The sequence below is a fragment of the Paenibacillus sp. FSL R5-0527 genome (assembly GCF_038008055.1).
In the GTDB taxonomy this organism is placed as follows: domain Bacteria; phylum Bacillota; class Bacilli; order Paenibacillales; family Paenibacillaceae; genus Fontibacillus; species Fontibacillus macerans.
In genome coordinates this window covers 371,149-392,595 of record NZ_JBBOYI010000001.1, presented here as the reverse complement: position 1 = coordinate 392,595, position 21,447 = coordinate 371,149, and the positions used below count along the sequence as shown (strand labels likewise).

The window sequence follows — 21,447 nt, the reverse complement described above, 5'->3', positions numbered from 1 at the left end:
TTTTTTATTTGATTACATCCGGTGAATCAGCCGTTAGCCCGCTAACCCACCAGATTGTGAATCCATTTGTTGCTCCGGATGCGAAGCCGGACAAGCACGTATTTGCAAACATCGTCAATGATGACGAAGAGATAAACGGCTTCAATGCCGAGATTCAGCGTGTAGCCGGCGAGAAACGTCAGCGGAAGCGAGACGCACCACAGGGCGGCATTGTCGATGATGAAACACATCTTTGTGTCCCCGCCGGCGCGCAGCGTCCCCATGATGTGCACGAAATTCATTCCTTTGACCGGCATGATGACGGCGAGGTAAACGACGATCAGCATGACGTTGTCCCGCACCGTATCCGAGATGCCTTGGTAAAACTGGAGCATCAGCGGCGTTCCCAAAACCATAACCGCTCCGGTCAAAATGCCGAACAACGCGGTATAAGCTTCCATACGCTTGACGAAATAGGGTGCTTTTTCCGGTCGGCCTTCGCCGATCGTCTGTCCCAGCATGATCGCGGCCGCCTGTCCGGTGCCGATGAAGAAAGCGATGAGCAGCTGTTCCAGCACCTTGGCGATCCCGACGGCCGCGCCAACGGTGTAGCTCATATGGTAAAAGACGACGCTGTACAGGGCGTAGCCGATGCTCCAAACCGTTTCATTGATGATGACGGGAAAAGAGGTTTTGAAAAAAACAGCCAGGAAATCCCGCTTGGCCGCGAACAAATCGCCGGCCGCCGGCGCGAAGTCGCGGAATTTGCCGTACAGCACCGCCGTCATAATGAGCATTTCGACGCATCTCGCGGCGACGATTGCGTAAGCGGCCCCTTGGATGCCCAGTGCCGGCATCCCGAATTTCCCAAAGATCAGCCCATAGCTCAGCACGATGTCGATCAGGATGGTCAGGACGGTGATGCGCAGCGGGAAGCCGGGCCGGCCGATATTCCGGAAAATCATCGTGCAGGCAAGCGATAGTCCTGTCGGCAAATAGCTGAGACAGACCGCTTGCAGATAACGTCCCGCCGCCGCGACCACTTCGCTTTCGTTGGAGAACACCCGCAGCGCCTGCTCCGGCCAGAACAGCCCGATCGCCGTAAACAATCCGCTGACACCCAGGATGAGGACGAAGGCGAGCGCCGAGGCGATTTTTAGCTGCCGCCGATCTCCTTTGCCGTAAAATTGCGACAGGAAGATGGTGGCTCCGCTGACGATGCCGACGATGACCAGATTGAGAATGAAAAAGACTTGGCCGGCCAGGCTGGTGGCGGACACCTGCAGGTCGCCAAGCTGGCCCACCATCACTGAGCTGAGCGTGTTCGTAATGCTCGTAACCATGCTTTGCAGGCCGATCGGCAGCGACAGAAGCAGGAAGCTTTTCAGAAACGGAACATCCTCGCGAAAGGTCGAAAAGAGACTAGGTTGCCGCATGCAGGTCATTCCTGAAATCACCGGAGTGCAGCAGGCCGTGAATTTTTTTGCGTATTTGGATGAATTCGGGCGTGTCCTTCAGCTCCAGATCGCGCCGGGCCGGCAGGTCGATCGGGATATCGGCGATAATCCGCCCCGGACGGGCGCTCATGACGTATACGCGCTGGGAGAGAAACACCGCTTCCTCAATATCGTGGGTGATGAAAATGACGGTGTGCTTCTCTTGTTCCCACAGCTCGCGCAGCTGCAGCTGCATATTGCCTTTCGTGTCCGGATCCAGCGCCCCAAACGGCTCGTCCATCAGCAGCACCTCGGGGCTGTTCGCCAGCGCCCGGGCGATGGCCACGCGCTGCTTCATCCCGCCGGACAGCTCTTTCGGCAGCCGGCCCCGGAAATCCGTCAATCCGACCAGGCTCAAATATTTCTCCGTGATCCGGTCGGCTTCGTCCTTCGGCATTTTTTTCAGCTTGAGACCGAAACGGATGTTTTGCTCGACCGACAGCCAGGGAAACAGCGTGTAGGCCTGGAACACCATGCCGCGGTCGGCGCCAGGCCCCGTCATGACGCGGTCCCCCAGCATCACATCGCCGGAGGTGGCCTCGTCGAGTCCGGCAAAGATGCGGAGCAGGGTTGATTTGCCGCAGCCGGACGGGCCGACGACGCAAATGAATTCATTGTCCTCAATGTCCATGTTGATGTCTTTCAGTGCGTACGTTTCCGATCTTTTAGAGCGGTAGATTTTGTTGAGATTTTTACAGGAGATTTTTGGGCTGGACGCGGGTTGCAACATGATTATTTCCCCCTTTCATGGATCGCAGTAAAGGTTTAGAGGTCTTCGGCCCAGTGAAACAGCAGCTTGTTGATGTAAGCGAAAATGCGGTCGAACAGCAGGCCCAACAGGCCGATGACGAAGATGCCGCCGAAAATGATGTAGGTTTTCATGAAGCGTTCCGCGATCATGATGCTGTAGCCCAGGCCGGAGCTGGAGGCGAGCATTTCCGCCATAATCAAATAGGTCCAGGCCCAGCCCATAACCATCCGCATCGTGTCCATCACGCTTGGCATCATCGCGGGAATGATCACGCTGCGAATAACCTGCCCTTGTGTGGCACCGAGCGTATAGGCCGTATTGATGAGGTCGATTTGGATGTTTTTTACGATGTCGGCGATCATGGCTGTCATGGAAAAAACGGCTCCGACGACGATAATCGTGATTTTGGCGGTTTCGCCGACGCCGGTCCAGACCATAATAAGCGGGATCAGGGCGGAAACCGGGAGGTAGCGGAAAAACTCGATCAGCGGTTTCATCACTGCATTTACGACTTTGTAGGCGCCCGAGAGCAAGCCCAGCGGAACGCCGATCAGCACGGAGATCAGGAAGCCCATCAACACCCGGTAGCAGCTGACGCCGATGTCTCCCCAGAGGCTTCCGTCTTGAAGAACGGAGAACAAGTAAGCGAAGGTCGCCTCCGGCGTCGGCAAAAAAATCGGATTGATGCCGGAAAAATGGCTCCCGGCATACCACAGCGCAATCAGCAGCAGAAACGTGACCGCCATGATCGTATTGAACAGGCGCGGAGGGATGTCCCGGCGAATTCGAAACAGGGTGCGCGGCTGGCTTCGGTGGTTCATTTTAAATTCCCCCTTTGTGGTTTGAATGCTCTACTCTCCCATTTCATAAATTTTCAAGCCCAGCTGCAGTTGAAGCCGCGCTTCCGGATCGTCGAACGAGATGCCCAGCAAGGACTTGATTTTATCGAGGCGGTACACAACGGTATTGTAGTGCGTGTACATATTTTGAGCGGTAAGCTTGATGTTGCCGCCCATTTGAAAATAGACCTTCAGCGTTTGGATCAGACTGGAGTGATGCGCTTCATCGTATACAACCAGCGGCTTTACGTAACGGCCCAAATATTTGTCCACATTGACGTGTTTGGGCAAAAGGCTGAGGACGGCGTAGATGCCGAGCCGTTCCCACGTAATCAGCCTGGCGTTCTCTTTGCTGATGCAGGAGGCGGTGTATAGATTTTCCGCGTCGATATAGCTGTCTTTCACCGCGAGCGGCTCGCTTGCTTCGCCGACGCACAGGGAGAAGGCGTCCGTTCCGCATACGTCCGCGATGTGGCGAAATAACGGTTCGGTATCCTCCGGCGTGAGTCCGGCCCCGTTATTGGCCGTTTGCGGCAGGAGCCCGATGATTTTGCCGCCGATGCTCGTAAACAGGCAATCGTTTGGCGCGGAGCGGGCAAGCTCGGCGATCAAGCCGCTATCCAAAGCGGGCGGCGAGCCGGCATGAAATTTGACGATCGCTGCCCGGTAGGTTTTGGAGGAGAGACCCTCGTATCCGTAGAGCCGGCCTTTAATATCGAGATGCTCCGCGCTAGGAACGACCCCGGTCAGCCAGTCCTTGATAAAATCGTCGAAGTATTTGGCTTTTACCAGGTTGTACGTGTTTTCGCCGCTCAGCCTGATGTTGATCAGCGGCAAAATCCTGGATACGGTGGACAGGTCCAGTTCGCTGCAGGCGCCGTTTTTCTCGGCCAGCAGCACGAGAATCGGGTCCTTTTCCGCCTCCCAAAGATTGAATACATGCAGGCGGACGTCGCTGCCCTTGGGCGGCTTGCCCGGGACCGTGATGACGCTGCGGCTTTGGGGGTAGCTGGAATTCAGGGCCGTCAGACGCTCGCGGAACGGGGAGAAGTAGGCGGCGTGCCGCGGCGAGGCGATCATCCGGCCTTCGGCGCCTAAGATGCAGAGCGGATTGCCGACCATCGCTTCAACCGCCTCCACGATCCGCGGCATTTCGCGGCCGTGCAGCATCAGCTCGGCCACTTGCTCCAGCCGCTGCTGCAGCAGCAGGACGTTTTTCGTTTCCAGCGAGATCACCTTCTCCATCACCTCGCGTACGACGTTGGAGAAGATCGTCGACTCCGGCAGCTCGAAGAGCGGCAGTTCATACGCCTCGGCGCAGTCGATAATCTGCCGGGGGATGTCCGTAATGAACCGCTTGGGCTTGATGCCGAGCGCGGCCACGCCGCGCTCGACCAGCCGCGGAATGATCTCCAGGAAGGCGTCCATATTATGGTGGTGCGAGTACCCGGTGGTCACCAAAAACTCGTTGGCCTGGGCCCAATTCTGAATATCGGGCACCTCCATAATGTTGACCCGGCTGATGGCGTTGTCCAGCCGGCATTCGCCCGCCAACAGCTTCAGGTTGGGGAGAGAGTTCATATGAAACAGATCTGCGCAGCGGAATTCGCGGGCCGGAGGCTCCGTTAAACGACGGGTCATGTTCATAATTGTTCACTCCCTTCTCTCATACTTGCTTTTATCCCGTTGCCGGCTCACCGCTTTGGCTCCTGCTCCGCTCCGCGGCCGCCCAGCCGCCGTAACGGGTGATGTCTTCTCCGCCCGGCTCGGCGTAAGGCTCGCAAAGGAAGCCGGTGACTTCGCTTCCGTTGTGCAGCTCGATCTTGCCCAGTCCGAGCGGCGCGGGCACCTTGCGGATGAACTCGCCAAGCCGGTGCAGTGGAATCCGCCATACCTCCAGCTCGATCGAGCTGCCTGGCGCGGAGCGGATCAGGCCCGGCTTCGGAGGGTTCGATTGCAGCCGGATCAGGCGGTAGCAGGGGGCCGTCCGGTCCGGCCGCAGGAAGGAGGCGCCGCATTCCAGCAGCTGTTTTTCAAGCGGGAACCCCCGCATATGCAAGCCGCAGACGGCCAGTTCGATCGAATCGGTCTGCATAAACTCGGCGGCGGCACCCTTCAGGATGTGGTCCTGGCCGCGCAAGGCAAACATCGTGATGCCGAAAGGCAGCCGCTCGCCGGCGTAATCGGACGGCAGCGCAATGGCCGTCAGATCGAGCAGGTTGCAGTGGTTGGTGTAGTAGCCCATGTCGCTGTTGGCGGCAACCGGCGAAGCGGCGACCTGCTCCCGCGTATACGTTCCGCCGCAGGTCGGCATGACGAGAATAGCGTCCTGCATCAGCGCGCCGGTCTGCTCTTTATAGCCGCGAAGCTGGTGCAGCGCCGTAAACACGGAGGCGGCGTCGTACCCCCGATCGTGCGAGGAGCGAAGGACTTGTTCCGTCACCGGGAAGATGCCGCCGGGATGCGATTCGACGAATTCCCCCAAATCGGACCAGCGCTCCGCGATCCACGGGCCGTCGTACAGGATGCTGGACACCTGGCGGAAAATGCCGGAATCGATGTATTCGATGGGGATTCCGCATTGCTCCAGCCGTTTTACCGCTTTGTCCCAAGCGGAGCGGTAAGCGTCTTTGAAGTCGCCGTAAAAGAACAGCGGCTCCTTCGGCAGCAGCAGCTTCCGCGGCTTGCCCGAAGCGATGGGCGGATTGAAGCGGAATCCTCCGCCGTTGTGGGCATCCTGGTCCCGTTTCCCCCGGGCGACGGCATCGACGAGATAAGCGTCCTCCAGCGCGGCCGTGAACACCGTGACACAATCGAGACTGGCGCAGGCCGGAACGACGCCTTTGATTGGCCAGTCGCCAATCGCGGCTTTGTAGCCGATCAGATCGTTCAGCGCGGCGGGCACGCGTCCCGACCCGGCCGTGTCGGTGCCAAGCGCGAAGACGGCCTGCCCGCGGGCGACGGCCACCGCCGACCCGGCGCTGGAGCCGCCGCTGATCAGTTCGGGCAGCAGGGCGTTGTGCGTTTCCCCATAAGGGCTGCGGGTGCCGACAAGCCCGGTCGCGAACTGGTCGAGATTGGTTTTGCCGAGCGGGATGGCCCCGGCTTCGATGAGTCTTTCCACCACCTCAGCGCTTTGCTCGGGCGTATAAGCGTAGGCCGGGCAAGCCGCCGTGGTTGGGACGCCCGCCAAGTCGATATTATCTTTAATGGCGAAGGGGACGCCCCACAGCGGATATTGCTCCGGGCTTTTGTCCTTCAAGCCATCCAAATAAGGCTGGATAAACGACAGGGACGGAGGAACGATCCAGATGTTTAGGGACTTGTCGCGTTCGGCCTTTTCAATAATCGCTTTGATCAGTGCCTGCGGCGTCGTCTTCTGGCTCCTGTACATGGCCTTCAACGTGGCGATGGTCAGCTTTTCCAAGGTGTGAACCCCTCTCTCTCAAAATTTGCAAACATAATGGAAAATTTTTAAAATAATTTCGTGTAATATAATATTACTTAAAATGTTAATAAATTGCCTTTAAACTCTTTGATTTGCAAATTTGTGTAATGTAATTTGACATAACGTTATGGCTTATATTATTGTCGCTGTTGTCGAAGACTGTCAAGATACCACGAATCGGACTCGATATTTTCATGATTCGTCCACAGAAATGGTGCTTTCCTCCCTAATAAATTTGTGTACGATCCACAAGAAAATGCCCGTAGAATTATGGGCGGATTCAATGAGGGGCGGGGAAACCTGCTGGTAGCGCGGGTTCTGAAGATGTCCTCGGTTAGGTGAGCGGGTGCTTTTTTTCAGAAATATTTACATTTATTTGATTTGACAAGGTGATGATTCTGTTGTTATGTTATCTAACATAAAAATAAAATAGTTTAACAGTTTACTAGGGTTCCGTCTGGAAACAGAGTCTGGTCCGAGAGTAAACGGTCCCGTGCATGGGGGACTACACGGAAGGATAAAAACCTGGGAGATATCGTAAGGACGAGCGTCTGGCTGCGTTTAAAGATGTCTTCCTTTTGTTTTACCTTCCGAAAGTTCGGCGCGAACCGCCAGGAAAAAGGAGTGGATGGCCATGAACGTGATTTGGAGCGAAACGATGCACCCGGGAGGCAAATGGTCCGGAGTGATCGGCAGGGGCAAACTGATTCGTCTGACGGCACTGGAAGAAGGGGCGAATGTGGCAATGCTGATGTACCACGCCCGCGATTTGACGGAACGGTACAATATGCCGGACACGCTTAAAGCCCAACACACCGCGCATTTAACGAAGGGAAACGTGCTCATGAGCGACAACGGCCGGGTGCTGGCAAGCATCGTTCAAGACGATTTGGGTTGGCATGACCCGTTAGGGGGCTATACGACGCGGGAATCCACCGACGCGAAATACGGCCTAAGCCGGTATCAGGAGAAGCGCAACGAATGGCTGCGCAGCGGCCAGGAAAATTTGGCGGTAGAGCTTACCCGCAGCGGGCTCGGCAACCGGGATTTGTCGCCGGTGGTCAACTGGTTCTCCAAGGTGTTCTGCGACGAGGAAGGCAATATGAATTTCGTCCAAACCCACTGCGCCGCGGGACAGACAGTCACACTGCGTACGGAAATGGATGTCCTCGTCATCTTTTCGAATACGCCCCATCCGTTGGACCCGCGAGAGCCGTACCCGTCGGTGCCGGTCAAGATCGAAGTGCTGCCCGGGCTGCCGGCCGATTCGCAGGACCCCTGCGTCAACTACCGTCCGGAGAACCGCCGGGCTTTTGATAACACGTGGAATTATTATGCGCTGCAAAGCTGACTGACTTAAAAGAAAAGGGAGGTTTAAAAATAATGAAGGCATTTTATCGGGTGGAAAGTCCACGGATGGCCGAGACGGCGATTTATGACGAGGTGATCCCGGCGGGCCAGGGCTGGATGCATGAGCTTGGGCCGGGGCAGGTGCTGCGCATCGTGGATCTGGAGGGAAACCAGGCGGCGGACACGCTGTTTTACGATGCCGACAATCCGGAAGACCATTACAGTGCCGTGCGGACGATTCATGCGCAGAATAACATTTACCTGACAACGGGCTCCGCCCTGCTTGCCGAATCGGGCAAGGAACTGGCCCGGATCGTCGCCGATACGTGCGGACGTCACGATACGCTGGGCGGGGCGTGCTCGTCCCAGAGCAACACGGTCCGCTACGCCCATGAGAAAGGCTACATGCACAACTGCCGCGATACGTTTATGCTGGAGCTGTCGAAGCATCCGGAAGGCCACTTATACGGAAAACGCGATTTGTCGCCGAACATCAACTTTTTTATGAACGTACCGGTTACGCCGGAAGGCGGGCTGACCTTCGAAGACGGCGTATCGGGGCCTGGCTGTTATGTGGAAGTTCAGTCGAGCTGCCGCTCCATGGTGCTGATCAGCAATTGCCCGCAGCTCAACAATCCGTGCAACGCCTATAATCCGACGCCGATCCGCGTGCTGATCTGGAACGAATAATAGCCGGGTATTCAAAAGAATCGGGAGAACTTTGCGACATGCAGTCGAGCAAATGCCTGCCTCTATCAACTATGGGGGCGGGCATTTTTTGTCAAAACGGGGCGGGGGAACGTATCAATTGTAAAATGAATGTAAAATAATGGGGTAAAACCAGTATATAAGATTCGATGGAAAATAGAGTAATTTTCTTAATTGACAAATTATTCCTCTTATGTATACGATAGAAATAGTTTGCAAGCGTTTAAATGACGCCCAAAAACTACTAATCTAACAATGGGAGGGGATGTTTAAAAGTTGGAGCTCGGATGGCTGAACGATGCGGAAAACGCGGGAGGCGAGTCGGCCAAGGGAGAGAAGGGATTCAGGCTGCAGGGCGGCCGTAATTCTCTTTTTCTATCGTTTCCCGTCCAAAATGCTAGAGAGAGGGAGTGAATGATGACGCGGTAAGGACTGTTCACTGCTGCTGCTTTGTATGAGGAAATTGTCGAAACAACGAAGGGAGTAAACGAGATGAAGAAAAAGCTTTTGGGCAAAATGAAGACCCTCTTCATGGCCTGTATGATTTCAACATTAACCGTTCCGTTGGCTTTGCCGGCTTCGGCGGCGGACTCCGCTCATGTGGACAACCCGTTTGTCGGCGCTACGGCGTATATTAACCCGGATTATGCGAACTTTGTCGACACGTCGATCGCGCAGGTGACCGACGATGTATTGGCCGCCAAGATGGAGACGGTCAAGTCGTACCCGACGGCCGTCTGGCTCGATCGGATTTCGGCGATTCAAGGCGGTGACGGACGCCTCAGCCTGGAAGAACACCTGGACAACGCGCTGGCGCAAAAAGAAGGCGACACGCCGATCACGGCCAGCTTCGTTATCTACGATATGCCGGGACGCGACTGTCACGCTTTGGCTTCCAACGGCGAACTGCCGCTCACGCAAGATGCGCTGGAAAGATACAAGAAGGAATATATCGATGTAATCGCGGATATTTTCTCCAATCCGAAGTATAAAGATATCCGCATCGTCACCGTGATCGAACCTGACTCGCTGCCTAACCTGGTGACGAACTTGAGCACCCCGGCTTGTGCGGCAGCAAATTCCAGCAATATTTACCGGGATGGGATCACTTATGCGCTGGACCAATTGCATGACATCCCGAACGTCTACAAATATCTGGACATCGGGCACTCCGGCTGGCTCGGATGGGATTCCAACCTGCAGCCTGCAGTCAATCTGTATACTTCCGTAGTTCAAGGTACCAAAGGCGGTTTCTCCAGCGTTGACGGTTTCGTCACCAATACGGCCAACACCACGCCTTTGGAAGAACCGAACTTGCCGAACGCGAATTTGCAGATTAACGGGCAGCCGATTCGCGCGGCGAAATACTATGAATGGAATCCGTACTTCGATGAGGCCGACTTTACGGCGGCGCTGTACTCCGGCTTTGTGGCCAAGGGCTGGCCGTCCGACATCGGTTTCCTGATCGATACCTCGCGTAACGGATGGGGCGGACCTAACCGTCCGACCGGGGCATCCGGCTCGGATATCAATACTTATGTAGATTCCGGACGTATCGATAAGCGCCTGCATCGCGGCAACTGGTGTAATGCGGCGGGCGCGGGGATGGGCATGCCGCCGCAAGCCGCTCCGCAAGCTTATCCGCATGTCGATGCGTTGGTATGGGTGAAGCCGCCGGGAGATTCGGACGGTTCGAGTACCCTAATTCCGAATGATGAAGGCAAGGGTTTTGACCGGATGTGCGATCCGACTTACACGACAGCCGACGGTACATTGACCGGAGCTCTGCCGAACGCTCCGCTGTCGGGTCACTGGTTCCATGAACAGTTTGTAGAGCTTATACAAAACGCTTATCCGGCGATTCCGCTGTCCGACAACGGCGGTAATCAAGATACGCCTCCTGTAGCTCCGGATACGCTGACGGCCGCAGTAACGCTGAACTGGTCGAAGGCGGAAGGCGCGAAAAGTTACAACGTTAAACGCGCGACCAGCGCGGAAGGTCCGTTCACCGTCATCGCCTCCAATGTGAAAGGCTTGACCTACACGGACGCAAGCGTGAAGAGCGACACTACTTACTACTATGTCGTCAGCGCCGTCAACAAAGCCGGGGAAAGCGTGGATTCCGCCGTGCAGGTCATCGTAACGACGAGCTACGGCAATTCCGTTCCTACCGTGCCGGCCGCTCCTGCAAAGGTGACCGCTAAAGCGGGGGACATGCAGGTGAAGCTCAACTGGAATGCCGTGGGCGGAGCCGAGGGCTACACCGTGAAGCGCGCGGTTGACGCGGCAGGGCCGTTTGAGCCTATCGCCGAAACCGTGACGGGGACCGTGTATACGGATACGAATGTGATTAACGGCACTACTTATTACTATGTAATCAGCGCTGTAAACGGCGCCGGGGTGAGCCCTGAATCTACCGTGGTCAGCGCGACTCCTGCCGCGGAACCGGCCCCGGATGCGCCCGCGGGACTGAAAGCGACGGCCGGCAACGCCGAGGTCAAGCTGAGCTGGAACGCGGTAAAAGGCGCGGAGAGCTATAATGTGAAGCGTGCGGATAGCGCGCAAGGTCCGTTTGAGACGATCGCGGATTCCGTAACGAGAACTTCCTTTACGGATACTGATGTGAAGAATGGCAGCACGTACTACTATGTGGTGAGCGCCAACAATAAATCGGGCGAGAGCTCTGATTCCAATACGGTCAGCGCAGCTCCCCGGGAATTGCCTAAAGGCGACTTGGTCGCGCAATACCGCAACGGCGATTCCAGCGCGACCGACAACCAAATCCGTCCTCAGTTCAACATCAAGAACAACGGTTCGACAGCCGTTAAGCTGAGCGATGTGAAGCTTCGCTACTACTTCACCAAAGAGGGCAGCGATGCGATGCAAGCCTGGGTTGACTGGGCGCAAGTCGGCTCTTCTAACGTAGTGGTAACCTTCACGGACAGTTATATGGAGGTTGGTTTCACCAGCGGTGCGGGCTCGCTTGCTCCGGGAGGACAAACCGGAGATATCCAGATTCGCGCGGCCAAATCAAGCTGGACCAACTTTGACGAAACCGATGATTACTCTTACAATGCAACCCAAACATCGTTCACCGACTGGGAAAAAGTGACGCTGTACCAAAACGGAGAACTGGTGTGGGGGATCGAACCGGGGGTATGATGGCAAACGGCAAGCACTAAACAGCCGGAGCGAGTTGAAAACTTTCCAAAGAGCTCTGTGATCAAAGTTTTGGTGCTTTACGCAGCATTGTACCCGCGGCAAAGGATTTGAGGCAGCATTGCTTGTTGCTTTGGAATAAAACGGCCCGGGCCTTAAAGGCCCGGGTCTTTCCGTTGATTCATACGATTCATAATTAACCTAATTTTTGCAGGAATACGCCCGGAAATGGCGAATGAACTGGAAGAAATGAGTTTTTAATCCTGAGTTGGTGAGTAAAAAGGAGGAGAAACGAGTGTCTGTCGGAATTTTAGCGCATTTGCTGGGAAAGCGGCCTTTTAGGGAGTTGGCGTCGAAGGTGGCCGAATTTCATTTTCCTTACGTGCAGTTGGCGTTGTCCAAGGCGATTTCGGACGTTGATTTTTCGCTGGGAAAAATAAGTCCGGGGTTGGCCAACGAAGTAGGAGGGGCGTTCGAGGACAACCGCGTACGGATCGCCGTGCTCGGCTGCTACGCCAGCTTGATCGAGCTTGACGACGAGAGCTTCCGCCACAATGTGGAGCGGTTTAAGGAACATCTGCGGAATGCGCGGCATTTTGGGGCGCCGATCGTTGCGACCGAGGTAGGCGTGCCTGCGGACCGGAGCCATTTGTCCAAGCATTGGGAACGGCTTAACCAGGCGCTGGAGGAACTGGTGGAAGAAGCGGAACGCTGGGGCGTTACGATCGGATTGGAAGCCGCGCAGGGCCACCTCATCGATTCCCCCGAAACGATGGCCGAGACCATCGAGCGGTTCCCGTCCTCGTGTGTGGGCGTGCTGATTGATCCGTGCAATATGTTAAACGCTTCCAACTTTGACCGGCACGATGAAATTATCCGTACGGCCTTCGATCTGTTCGGCTCGCGGATCGTCAGCGCCCATGCCAAGGATGCCAAGCGTGAAGCGGACGGCGGCGGGTTAACGGTCACGGCCGCCGGCCTGGGCGAGCTTGACTATCCCCTCTTCTGGCGGCTGCTCGAGCAGCACAAGCCGCACGGGTTTGTCACGCTGGAGCAGGTGACGGAGGAGGAATGCTCCGCTGCCGCGCGGTTTGTGCGGGAAGGGCGGGCGAAGGCGAGAGTGTGATGTAGGCGGACAGTCGGATTCTCTATTTCGGACTCTCTATTTCGTGCTCTCTATTTCGTCTCCCTATCTGGTGCTCTCTATTATAGAAGGCCTCATTGGTCGGCCAACTGCAAAAGTGCATCTCATTTCGGCGATTTTCCCCTTCCGAGGCGATTGGCCTGCAAAAGTGCAGTTGGTTAGGGAGTTTTTGGAAAAATATGGGCGAATGGCTGAATCTGAACTGCACTTTTACATTTGAGCTGCCTGTTATAGAGGGTTTCGACAAAAATCGCCTGCACTTTTGCATTTCGTGGAATGTTACTGACTCTCCTGTTATCGGAGAGAGATGATCGGAAAGAGATGACAGGAGAGAGATGGCACGAAAGAGATGATCAGTAAGAGGTGCCGCGCTGGTGAACGCTCCTCTCGGAATGGTATAATTTGAAAAAGGCATTCGCGTAGGAGGAATTCGTGTTGAGAGAAGATCTTTTGGCGCAATTGGAGACGTGGCATGAGGAAGATGAGTTTGAGAATATCGTAAATGTGATTACGGAGATTCCCGCCGAGGACAGGGGTTATGAGCTGGTCAGCCATTTGGGGCGGGCGTTAAACAATCTGGAGCGGTATGAAGAAGCGGTTGAACAGTTTATGACGGTTGCGGACGAGGGGCGGGAGGACCCGCTTTGGCATTACCGGGTGGGACTTGCCTATTACTATCTGGAGCAGTATGACGAAGCTTTGAAAGCGTTCGAAGCCGCCGACCGGTTGGACCCCGGGGATGAAGACACGATGGAATTCCTGGGCTGGATCCGTGAAAAACTTGCGGAGGAGCCTGGCCAGTCGGGAGACGGCGATCGGAGTGAAGCTGAGGCTTCAACTGGGGCGGATGCCGATGCGGACGGTGACAATAAAGGCGGAAGCCGTGTCGATGGCGACATAGATGGCGACGTTGATGGCGACGCTAATATTCGTGATGGCCGTACTGAAGGCGGTCCCGGTGGTACCCGCGTTTACGCCCATGCCGGCGCGAACGGGGAGTTGGATTTGGCGGGTTTTTGGGACGACAGCGCCCCGGACGCGGAGAAGTACGTATCCGGACCGCCCAGCGACGAACTGATTGCTTCCGTGGAAGAAGAACTGGTTTTCAAGCTGCCTGCTTTTTATGTTCAGATGATGAAAATACATAACGGCGGTATTCCGCGAAGCCGGTTTTTTCCTATAGGGGAAACTGGTGATCGGACTAAAGGCCCTATCGAGATTACGGGCATTTTGGGCATCGGCAGAGAGAAAAAACATTCCCTATGCGGGGCAGCGGGCAGCCGATTCCGCATCGACAACGAGGGTTATCCCGAATTTGGCGTTATCATCGGCGACTGTCCGGCGGAGTCCGGGGCGATCATGCTGGACTACCGCGAGTCCGGAAACGACGGCGAACCCGAGGTTGTACATGTCGATAAGGCGAACAACTTCAAAGTAACCAAACTCGCTCCCCGTTTTGAGGCCTTTATTCGCGGGCTGGTTAGTGAGGTTTAAGCGTAAACCATTTCTTACCCCGGGAAAAGGAATGAACGCCAGAGCCGCCTTTTATAGGCTGCCTTGTGCTTTATGGGGCGGAAGGCCTTTCCCCGTGAACTGCCCGCTCATTTGAATAACACCGCCGCTCGCAGGAGCGGCTTTTTTTTTGCGCCTTGTCACGAATCGCCTGTCCTTATTTGTTATATAAGTGAACAGATTAAGGATCAGGGAGGATAACACCAATGAACAAAATTCACAAAATAATCGGCTCCGTTGCACTGGCCGCCATGCTGGTGAGCGGTTTGCCGGACACTTCTGCCCATGCCGCCTCGGCTGTGACTATCCAGAACGTGGATCAAGCTTTAATCGAAGCTGCGCAGAACAAGCTGAAAGAAATCACGGGGAATACCTACTCGTTCTCGAAAGCCGAAGCATTCGGAAATGATGTGTCACTTGAGATCGAGGGAAATTCATACAGTCAAGTGATCGTAGATGCTGAGGGAACCGTTAAAATCATCTCGGTCCAATTTGAATACAAGGACCTGCAAAACGCAAAGTTTAAGAACGAACTGAAAGCTGCATGGAAAAAGGCCTTCCCGAAAAACAACGAAGAGCTTGACATAGTTATCGTTAATTACACGGATACAGAGGGGCTGAAGGTGAATACAGGAAACGATGCCGGGACTGTTTATCTTACAAACGGAAAGCTGGAGTACAGCACTGTAGACGTTAAAGAGAAGGATGTCCCTCAGCCGGTCAAGGCGGCGGCGGACGCGGCCCTTACCAAAATCGGCGGACTAAAAAAGAAAGCCCGCAGCGTGAGCGGAATGACGATAAAACCGAATCAAAAGCCGGTTTATAATTTGGCCTACACGACAGACAAGGGGAACGTATGGATTGACGTCGAGCAAGGAACCAACCGAATCATGACCGTCAATGCGATGGCTCTGTCCGATCAACTTCATAAAAAAGACACCAAAGATAGGGAGGCTATCGAAAACAAGATCAAAAGCTATACTGTGGATCAACTGCTGAAAACAGCCGCCAAGCAGGCCAAATCGATCATGAATCTGGATCTTTCGGGATATGCCGCCGAAAAGGTCAAAGGCAATGAAGATACCGTGATGTTCACCAAAAAGGGCGCTCCAAAGGTACAAGGCAAGTTTAATTCCAAAGGTCAATTTTATTATTTTGAAGTGATGTAAAAAACCATAAACAAGCCTTCTCTGTCGGCCAAGAGGACCGCCGGGGAAGGCTTGTTTTATCGGAAAAGCGAGTCAGTGACAAGCAGGCGCTCGCTCTACTTCATGTTGCTGAAAGGTTCGACTTCAATTTGATCGGCAACAAATTCGTCTTTGGCAGGGTCGAACTTATAGGTGATGTGGACATCACATACGTACACCGCCACTCCGATGCTTGCACTCAAGTTGGAGGTGAGCCTTTGATTCTTCACGTTATAATAAACTACGCCGCCGAACCCAAGCTGATCTTGATCTAAATCCGGATAAGGGGACTCGTAACGGAATTCGTGTTCTTTTCCCATAGCTTTCACTTTAATGTCTAGAATATCATCATGGTTCGTAATATGCGTTTCGATATGGTTGGCAACGGTTTCCTCGTAACTCGGTACTTTGATTTCCGAAAAATCGCCGCTGTCCAGCACATGGATTTCATCAAGGCTTAAACCTGTACCTTTTCCTATACTATAGATGATAACCGCTTCTTGCTTGCCATCTCCCGTCACATCCGCATAAAAAACCTGAGGCTCATAGAGCGTAGGAAAGCTCCAGTCGAACTCTTTTTTCACGCCATTGATTTCCACAGTCAGGCCCTCATAGGAAGTATCGGTGACCTTCACAGGCTTAAGCTTCACTTCTTTGTTTTCCGAAGACCAGGCTGGACCTTCTTCAGCCTCTTGTGTCGGCTCCGCTGCCGCTGTACCTTGCTCGGGATTGGTTGTACCCTGGTTCGTCTCTTGTCCCGGCTGCGTGAATGCTTGATTGCCGGTAGGCTCGTTTGGTGCCTGTGAAGCTGCTTCCGGCATATCCGAACTACATCCCGCAAGCAAAATGGCCCCCAACAACAGCCATGCGCCAAGTTCTTTTTTCAACGTTATGTACTCCTTTCAGCTTGTCTAGCAGAAATGATACCAGAGAAAACAAGCAGATTATTTACATAAAAACAACAAAACTTTACAAAATAGTTAAGTTCATGTGAACCAGCCTCTTGGGTCTGTTTATTTTCCGGCTTTCCTGTTTAACCTAACGGGGAAGCAACATTCAGTCCAAAACCCTAATGGAGGGAACCAAAATGACGAATGATCAGGCGGCGCATCAAGCGGCCGTTGAGACGGTCCGGGAATTGATCAAAGGGATCGAGATAGCGATGCTTACCACCGTAACGAAGGAAGGATTAGTGTCACGTCCGATGAAAACGCAGGAAGTCGAGTTTGACGGGGATCTCTGGTTCCTGACCAAAGAGGATACGGACAAGTATCGCCAGCTCCGGGACAATCCGAATGTGAATGTAGCCTATGCGGGGAAATCGTATGTGTCCATTCGCGGAAAAGGCGAACTTGTTGAAGACCGGGCGAAAATCAAGGAGCTCTGGAACCCGGCCTATGCGAAGCTGTTGAATACGACCAGCGACGATCCGCAGCTTGCTTTGATCAAGGTGAGGGCCGAAGCGGCCGAATATTGGGAGACCGGCAACTGGACCAAAATGATGAAGCGGATGTTCTCGCAGTTCACCGGGGCCGCTTCCGAAGCGGAAGTGAACAAGACGGTGACTTTGGTCTAAACCGGGTAAAGTTTGGGAAGTACTAAGTCATCCTGACAAAATAAAACACAAGGCGCAGCCATGATGGCCGCGCCTTTGGTTGTTCTATCGAAACAGGTTACTTCGCCGGAATCACAATTTTCTGCCCGATATGGATCAGATGCGGATTCGCCAGCTTGTTGTACTTGGCCAAAGCTTGCCAGGTCGTGCCGTGTTCGATGGCGATGCGGTACAGGTTGTCGCCTTTTTCCACCGTATAGACGGTATCTTTGGCGGCTGCCGGTTGGGAAATTGTCTGCTTAGACGGCGTCTTAACAGGTTTGGCTTCCGCCTGCGGCTCTTCTGCCGGAGCGGGCTGCTCCGGCGTCGTTGCCGGCGTTTCCGCCGGATTGGCTTGCGGCGCCGATGGCGATGCCGGCTGCGCAACCGGTTCGGAAGCAGGGCTGGCGGAGGCCTTTTCGGCATTCACGCTCAGCTTGAACTTGGCATAGCCGTCTTCCGTATTTTTCAGGTACGTCAGAACGTTTTGCTTCGCGGCCAATGCGGCGCTGGCGGCCAGGGCGTCTTTGGCGGCCGGCGAAGTGGCGAACGTTACGTTGGCGCTGCCGAACGGAGCGAGCGACCAGTTGCCGTCCGCGCTTGGATTGATCGTTTCGTTTTTGCGGATGTAATCGATGACGACCTGCCGGTTTTCGTCCGGCGAAGCCAGGATAATCCGCTTTCCGTCCGGGTTGGCGAACTTGTTCGACGAGGCGCGGTAGTTGTTGCTGGCCACGACGAATTTTTGCTGCGGATCGATCGGTTTGCCTTGGTAGCTGAGATTGACGATACGGCTGGATTTTTCGTTCAGAAGTCCGCCTTTGGCGTCGTATTTGGTCGGCTGCGTGACGTCGATTTGGTAAGTCACTCCGTCAATCACGTCGAAGTTATACGTCGGGAAATCGTAGTTGACCAGTTCTTGCTCCTCCGTTTTGGACGGATCGATCTGGTTGAATTGTCCCGCCGACCATTCCAGCCATTCCTTCAGCTCGGCGCCCGTCACCAGCACGGCGTTAACCGTGTTCGAATACAGGTACAGATCGGCGACGTTTTTGATGGCGATGCTGCCGGCCGGAATGTCCGTGTAGTAGTTGGCGCCCTGGCGTCCGCCCGCTTTGAAAGGAGCCGCCGCCGAAATGATCGGAAGACCTTCGTATTCCGTTCCTTGCAGATGCTGTTCCACGTACCATTTTTGCGCGTTGTTCACGATTTGAATGGACGGATCGTCCTGAATCAGCGCGAACCAGCTGTTGATCGGCGCCGTCGTCGTGCCGACCGGACCGCGCACGTAGTTCAGCGTGTTCTCATGATCCTTGGCGACCGCGTCCCAGATTTTCTGGTCGGCTTCGACGAGAGGCTTCTTGTTGGCGGTGTCGTAAATCGGCTTCACGGAAGCGGTGGAATCCTTGACCGTCCATTTGCCGTCCGTTTGCTCCAGCGTCAGGTCGATGATTCCCAAATGGTTGCCCCAGTAGCCCGGCTCGACGGCGGGAACGCCGTTGATCGTGCCTTTTTTCAGGTCAACGCCGGTTTTGCCTTCGAAGGAAGCGTCCGGGAACACTTTATGCGCATGGCCGAACAGGATCGCGTCGATCCCTTTGACCTTGCTGAGGTACAGCACGGAGTTTTCCATCAGCGGCGTTTGCGGAATGTCCTCGAAGCCGGAGTGCGGTACCGCGATGATGATGTCGGCGCCTTCCGCTTTCATTTGCGGCACGAACTTCTCGGCCGTTTCCACGATATCTTTGGTGATGACTTTGCCTTCCAGATTGGCTTTGTCCCAGGACATAATTTGCGGAGGCACGAAACCGATCACCCCAACCTTTAGCGTGTGCTTCGCTCCGTTGTTGTCGATTACTTCCTTGTCCAAAATGATGTATGGCTTAAACGCATTTTTGTCGTTTGCGGGATCCCCGTCTTTGTCGTCTATGTAAATATTCGCGTTCACATAGGGGAAGTTGGAGCCTTTCAGCGCAGTTTTGAGGAAATCCAGCCCATAGTTGAACTCGTGGTTGCCCAGGTTGCCGGCATCGTAATTCAGCAGATTCATCGCTTTATAGACCGGATGCGTTTGGCCTTCCTGCAGCTTCTCCACCGTGGCCACGTAATCGCCCAGCGGGTTCCCTTGGATCAGGTCGCCGTTGTCGATGAGCACGCTGTTTTTGGCTTCTTCACGGGCTTGCTTGATGAGCGTCGCCGTTTTCGCCAGACCGTACTCGTCGGTTGGTTTGTCCGCAAAATAATCGTAGTTGACGATGTTGACGTGCAAATCGGTGGTCTCCAGGATGCGGAGCTCCACGGTAGTCCCGGCGCTGTCGGCCGCAAAGGCCGAGAAAGGCATGGCCGCGAGACTGGCGGTCAGGATCGCTGACATCAGGATAAGCTTTGGACTTCGGTGCTTGATCAATTTTATTCCTCCCTCTTTTTTTGGTACTGCCGAGCAAACGTAAAAACTAAGTAAACTTATGAAATTGATTTTATTTTAAGGGATGGACTAGGAAATGTCATGGGTTTTTTGGACCGATGGCAGGGGGATGTCAACTATATTCTCCTTGTCCCGCCGATTCATGCAAACCGTATATTACTCAGCATGACCAGGAAAAATAAAGCGGATAAACTGGCCAGCTAAGGGGGCAAACATCATGAACAATAAATCGATTTGGAAAAATCCCGTGTTCTCCGTATCCGCCGCGATCATTTTTGCTTTGGTCCTGCTGGGGGCGACCATGCCGGGGAGATTTGGCGCGGTTTCGAGCCGCTTGTTTGAATTCACCACAAGGGATTTCGGATGGTTGTACCTGCTGGGAGTATTTGCGATCATCCTGTTTCTGATTTGGCTGGCGATCAGCAAATATGGGGCGATCCGGTTGGGCGGGGAAAAGGAGAAGCCGGAGTTTCCTTTTTTCACCTGGATCGGCATGCTGTTTTCGGCAGGTTTTGGCGTCGGATTGGTGTTTTGGGGAGTCGCCGAGCCGATGAGCCACTTCTTTGCGCCGCCGTTTGCAGGAGTACAGGGCGAATCGGTCGAGGCGGCCAGAATTGCCATGGGGTATGCCTTTTTTCACTGGGGCGTCAGCCAATGGTCGGTGTTGGCGCTCGCGGGGCTGTTGATCGGATTTCTGCAGTTCCGCAAACAAAAAAACGGTCTGATGTCCACAGCGCTTGAACCCGTACTTGGGAGTAAAACCGCCGTAAAAAATACGGTGGATACGCTCGCGGTGATAGCCACAGTGATGGGCGTGGCCACATCCCTCGGTTTAGGGGCTCTGCAGATGAACGGCGGACTTAAAGCGGTGTTTGGCCTGGATCAATCCATCGCGATTCAATTGGGGGTGATCGCCATTATTTTCGTGGGTTATATGCTGTCGTCGACCACCGGCCTCGACAAAGGGATCCGCTATTTGAGCAACTTAAACCTGGGGTTGGCCCTGGCCCTGTTGTTATTCGTGTTTGCTACCGGGCCCACGGTGTTCATTTTGGACACTTTTACGCTGGCGTTGGGGGATTATTTTTCGAACTTTATCGGGTACAGCTTGCGGATGCAACCCTATCGGGGCGGCACCTGGGTGCGCGACTGGACGATTTTTTATTGGGCCTGGGCGATTGCCTGGTCGCCCTTTGTCGGCGCTTTTATCGCGCGCGTCTCGAAAGGGCGTACGATTCGCGAATACATCGTGGGGGTTATGGTTATTCCTCCGGCGATCGCCTGCCTCTGGATTGCGGTATTCGGCGGTACGGCGTTATGGAGCGACCTGCATAATCGCACCGGAATTGCTTCGGCCGTGAATGAGGACGTTACCGTTGCTTTATTCCAAACGTTGGGCCAACTTCCTTTTTCCACGGTTATGTCGGTGTTGTCGATTCTGCTGATCTTCGTGTTTCTGGTGACCTCCGCGGATTCTGCGACTTATATTTTATCCAGCATGACCACGTTTGGCAGCCTGAATCCGCCGCAATTTGCGAAGTTTGTCTGGGGAGGGCTGATGGCGGTAATCGCCGGCGTCCTTCTCTATGCGGGCGGGCTTGAAGCCCTGCAAACCGCTTCCCTTATCGCGGCCTTGCCGTTTACGATCCTGCTGCTGCTGTTGATGGTGGCGGTCGTCCGGCTGGTTAGACAAGAACCGCTGCCGATCCGGAAAGCGGATCTGAAACGTTTCAGCCGCCTGGAAAAAGCGGCCAACGAGGAAAAAAGAAATAAGAACAAGGTGAAATGAAGGGATATTAGGAAGGAGGATAGGAGATAATGATTCTAGTTAATTTCTCATTTTAAGATTTTCGCA

Annotated in this window: 15 protein-coding genes and 1 riboswitch; of the genes, 8 read left to right on the top strand and 7 right to left on the bottom strand. The window is 54.4% G+C overall.

The features are described 5' to 3' along the window. Nucleotides 1-41: 41 nt before the first annotated feature. Genes NYE69_RS01705 through atzF form a run of 5 tightly spaced genes read right to left on the bottom strand, consistent with a single transcriptional unit; the run spans nt 42 to nt 6,492 of the window. On the bottom strand, nt 42-1,415 hold the full coding sequence (locus tag NYE69_RS01705) for an MATE family efflux transporter (protein WP_328272692.1): 1,374 nt from the start codon (nt 1,413-1,415) through the stop codon (nt 42-44). Next, nucleotides 1,402-2,205, bottom strand: coding sequence for an ABC transporter ATP-binding protein (locus NYE69_RS01700; RefSeq protein WP_316560367.1), 804 nt, complete (start codon nt 2,203-2,205; stop codon nt 1,402-1,404). Before NYE69_RS01700 ends, NYE69_RS01705 begins: the two co-directional genes overlap by 14 nt. Before the next feature lie 35 nt (nt 2,206-2,240). Further along, on the bottom strand, nt 2,241-3,047 hold the full coding sequence (locus NYE69_RS01695) for an ABC transporter permease (RefSeq protein WP_316560366.1): 807 nt from the start codon (nt 3,045-3,047) through the stop codon (nt 2,241-2,243). Nucleotides 3,048-3,077: 30 nt separating this feature from the next. Beyond that, a complete protein-coding gene (locus NYE69_RS01690; protein WP_340923186.1) occupies nt 3,078-4,712 on the bottom strand; it encodes a PucR family transcriptional regulator in 1,635 nt (544 codons plus the stop codon). 31 nt (nt 4,713-4,743) lie between these two features. After that, complete coding sequence (gene atzF / locus NYE69_RS01685) at nt 4,744-6,492, bottom strand: allophanate hydrolase (protein WP_340923182.1); 1,749 nt, start codon at nt 6,490-6,492, stop codon at nt 4,744-4,746. Between the two features lie 455 nt (nt 6,493-6,947). Next, nucleotides 6,948-7,047: riboswitch (guanidine-I (ykkC/yxkD leader) on the top strand. Between the two features lie 100 nt (nt 7,048-7,147). Between atzF and NYE69_RS01680 the strand changes: the two genes are divergently transcribed. From NYE69_RS01680 to NYE69_RS01650, 6 genes are all read left to right on the top strand, one after another. Further along, on the top strand, nt 7,148-7,864 hold the full coding sequence (locus NYE69_RS01680) for an urea amidolyase associated protein UAAP1 (protein WP_340923179.1): 717 nt from the start codon (nt 7,148-7,150) through the stop codon (nt 7,862-7,864). Nucleotides 7,865-7,896: 32 nt separating this feature from the next. Next, nucleotides 7,897-8,553, top strand: coding sequence for an urea amidolyase associated protein UAAP2 (locus NYE69_RS01675; RefSeq protein ID WP_036627281.1), 657 nt, complete (start codon nt 7,897-7,899; stop codon nt 8,551-8,553). A gap of 510 nt (nt 8,554-9,063) precedes the next feature. Next, complete coding sequence (locus NYE69_RS33590) at nt 9,064-11,733, top strand: glycoside hydrolase family 6 protein (RefSeq protein WP_445744741.1); 2,670 nt, start codon at nt 9,064-9,066, stop codon at nt 11,731-11,733. Nucleotides 11,734-12,025: 292 nt separating this feature from the next. Beyond that, the gene (locus tag NYE69_RS01660; protein WP_340923174.1) at nt 12,026-12,856 is read left to right on the top strand and encodes a sugar phosphate isomerase/epimerase family protein; all 831 of its coding nucleotides are present in this window, start codon (nt 12,026-12,028) and stop codon (nt 12,854-12,856) included. A 453-nt stretch (nt 12,857-13,309) separates the two neighbouring features. Continuing rightward, complete coding sequence (locus NYE69_RS01655; protein ID WP_340923170.1) at nt 13,310-14,368, top strand: SMI1/KNR4 family protein; 1,059 nt, start codon at nt 13,310-13,312, stop codon at nt 14,366-14,368. 224 nt (nt 14,369-14,592) lie between these two features. Then, nucleotides 14,593-15,555 (top strand): hypothetical protein, encoded by a 963-nt coding sequence (locus NYE69_RS01650; RefSeq protein WP_340923167.1) that lies wholly within the window; start codon nt 14,593-14,595, stop codon nt 15,553-15,555. A gap of 95 nt (nt 15,556-15,650) precedes the next feature. On the opposite strand, the gene NYE69_RS01645 is transcribed toward NYE69_RS01650, so the two are convergent. Beyond that, complete coding sequence (locus NYE69_RS01645; protein ID WP_340923164.1) at nt 15,651-16,460, bottom strand: hypothetical protein; 810 nt, start codon at nt 16,458-16,460, stop codon at nt 15,651-15,653. A 200-nt stretch (nt 16,461-16,660) separates the two neighbouring features. Between NYE69_RS01645 and NYE69_RS01640 the strand changes: the two genes are divergently transcribed. After that, a complete protein-coding gene (locus tag NYE69_RS01640) occupies nt 16,661-17,149 on the top strand; it encodes a pyridoxamine 5'-phosphate oxidase family protein (RefSeq protein ID WP_036618654.1) in 489 nt (162 codons plus the stop codon). 97 nt (nt 17,150-17,246) lie between these two features. Here NYE69_RS01640 and NYE69_RS01635 read toward each other — a convergent pair whose 3' ends face one another. Then, the gene (locus NYE69_RS01635; protein ID WP_445744808.1) at nt 17,247-19,541 is read right to left on the bottom strand and encodes a bifunctional 2',3'-cyclic-nucleotide 2'-phosphodiesterase/3'-nucleotidase; all 2,295 of its coding nucleotides are present in this window, start codon (nt 19,539-19,541) and stop codon (nt 17,247-17,249) included. A 268-nt stretch (nt 19,542-19,809) separates the two neighbouring features. Between NYE69_RS01635 and NYE69_RS01630 the strand changes: the two genes are divergently transcribed. Then, entirely contained in the window at nt 19,810-21,381 is a 1,572-nt protein-coding gene (locus tag NYE69_RS01630) for a BCCT family transporter (protein WP_340923157.1), read from the top strand. Nucleotides 21,382-21,447: the final 66 nt, after the last annotated feature.

Bases quoted from the DNA above. Each gene is read 5' to 3' on its own strand.
- NYE69_RS01705 (WP_328272692.1), bottom strand. From the start codon at position 1,415: ATGCGGCAACCTAGTCTCTTTTCGACCTTTCGCGAGGATGTTCCGTTT.
- NYE69_RS01700 (WP_316560367.1), bottom strand. From the start codon at position 2,205: ATGTTGCAACCCGCGTCCAGCCCAAAAATCTCCTGTAAAAATCTCAAC.
- NYE69_RS01695 (WP_316560366.1), bottom strand. From the start codon at position 3,047: ATGAACCACCGAAGCCAGCCGCGCACCCTGTTTCGAATTCGCCGGGAC.
- NYE69_RS01690 (WP_340923186.1), bottom strand. From the start codon at position 4,712: ATGAACATGACCCGTCGTTTAACGGAGCCTCCGGCCCGCGAATTCCGC.
- NYE69_RS01680 (WP_340923179.1), top strand. From the start codon at position 7,148: ATGAACGTGATTTGGAGCGAAACGATGCACCCGGGAGGCAAATGGTCC.
- NYE69_RS01675 (WP_036627281.1), top strand. From the start codon at position 7,897: ATGAAGGCATTTTATCGGGTGGAAAGTCCACGGATGGCCGAGACGGCG.
- NYE69_RS33590 (WP_445744741.1), top strand. From the start codon at position 9,064: ATGAAGAAAAAGCTTTTGGGCAAAATGAAGACCCTCTTCATGGCCTGT.
- NYE69_RS01650 (WP_340923167.1), top strand. From the start codon at position 14,593: ATGAACAAAATTCACAAAATAATCGGCTCCGTTGCACTGGCCGCCATG.
- NYE69_RS01640 (WP_036618654.1), top strand. From the start codon at position 16,661: ATGACGAATGATCAGGCGGCGCATCAAGCGGCCGTTGAGACGGTCCGG.
- NYE69_RS01635 (WP_445744808.1), bottom strand. From the start codon at position 19,541: ATGTCAGCGATCCTGACCGCCAGTCTCGCGGCCATGCCTTTCTCGGCC.
- NYE69_RS01630 (WP_340923157.1), top strand. From the start codon at position 19,810: ATGAACAATAAATCGATTTGGAAAAATCCCGTGTTCTCCGTATCCGCC.